The organism is Thomasclavelia sp. (genome assembly GCF_047249845.1).
GTDB lineage: Bacteria > Bacillota_I > Bacilli_A > Erysipelotrichales > Coprobacillaceae > Thomasclavelia.
This window is the reverse complement of record NZ_JBKTWO010000151.1, coordinates 229-1,192: the sequence shown is the minus strand read 5'-3', so window position 1 is coordinate 1,192 and position 964 is coordinate 229. Positions and strand designations below refer to the sequence as shown.

Here is a 964-nt window from a genome sequence, read left to right as displayed (position 1 = left end):
GTTTTTAGCAGATCAATTTCAATTGCATCAGTGTTATCTAAGTTTGGTTCTATCAATTTTAATAAATCTACCATTGCCATTGGATAATAAGTGTAAGCATCTATTATTTTTTTTGCAAGATTTTTCCAATCTGTGCTAGTTTTATTACCAATTTCTTTATAAATTGTAATTAATTTATCATAATCATCTAAATTTATATCTAAGATAGATAACGATTTATTATAAATTTCTTCTTTTTTATTTAAATCAGAATATGAATTAGCAATCAAATAATAAAAGTAAGATTCTAAATATTTATCATATTCATTTAATGCTGCTTGTCCAAGTAATTGGTATCCAGCACTATTTCCTGCTTTTGAATCATTAGCTGGTTTAACAGTAAATGATTTATTATTCCAATTAAATAATAAACGTACAACATTACCGCCATACCCTGATGTCGAACTTTTCCCCCATCCGAAGATATTATTTCCTAATGACCAAATTCCTTTTTTATCAGAATTTAACGAATAATTTAAATATGCTTCATGAGCTGGTTGATATACTCCAACAGATGGAATTCCATGTGTTTTTGCTAAGTTTTGACCTAATCTTGATATATTCCAACATATACCTCCGGCTTCCATTACCATCCATGTTTTTGGAGTTTTTGTTTCATCATCATTTAAGCCATATTTTATATTATATTTATCTAATAAGTATTTTTCATTAAATTGTTTTTCGTTTTCTTTAGAATATAATCTATCTTGATTATATTTTGGATGAATATAATTCATGTAATTATAAGGATTTAAACGTTTATTTAAGTCTGCATACTTATATTCTGCATATTCTCTCAACCAATTTAATTCATCATTTGCAATAGAATTATTCATTATAAATCTTAATAATTCCATTTCATAATTTTTAAAATCTTCTTTATATAACATTAAATTATTATCATAAAGATTTTTTACAAGATCAA

General features: G+C 24.7%; 1 pseudogene. It reads right to left on the bottom strand.

The window, feature by feature from the left end:
- Positions 1-929: pseudogene (locus tag ACLR9T_RS14195) on the bottom strand (hypothetical protein); the annotation flags it as partial.
- Positions 930-964: the final 35 nt, after the last annotated feature.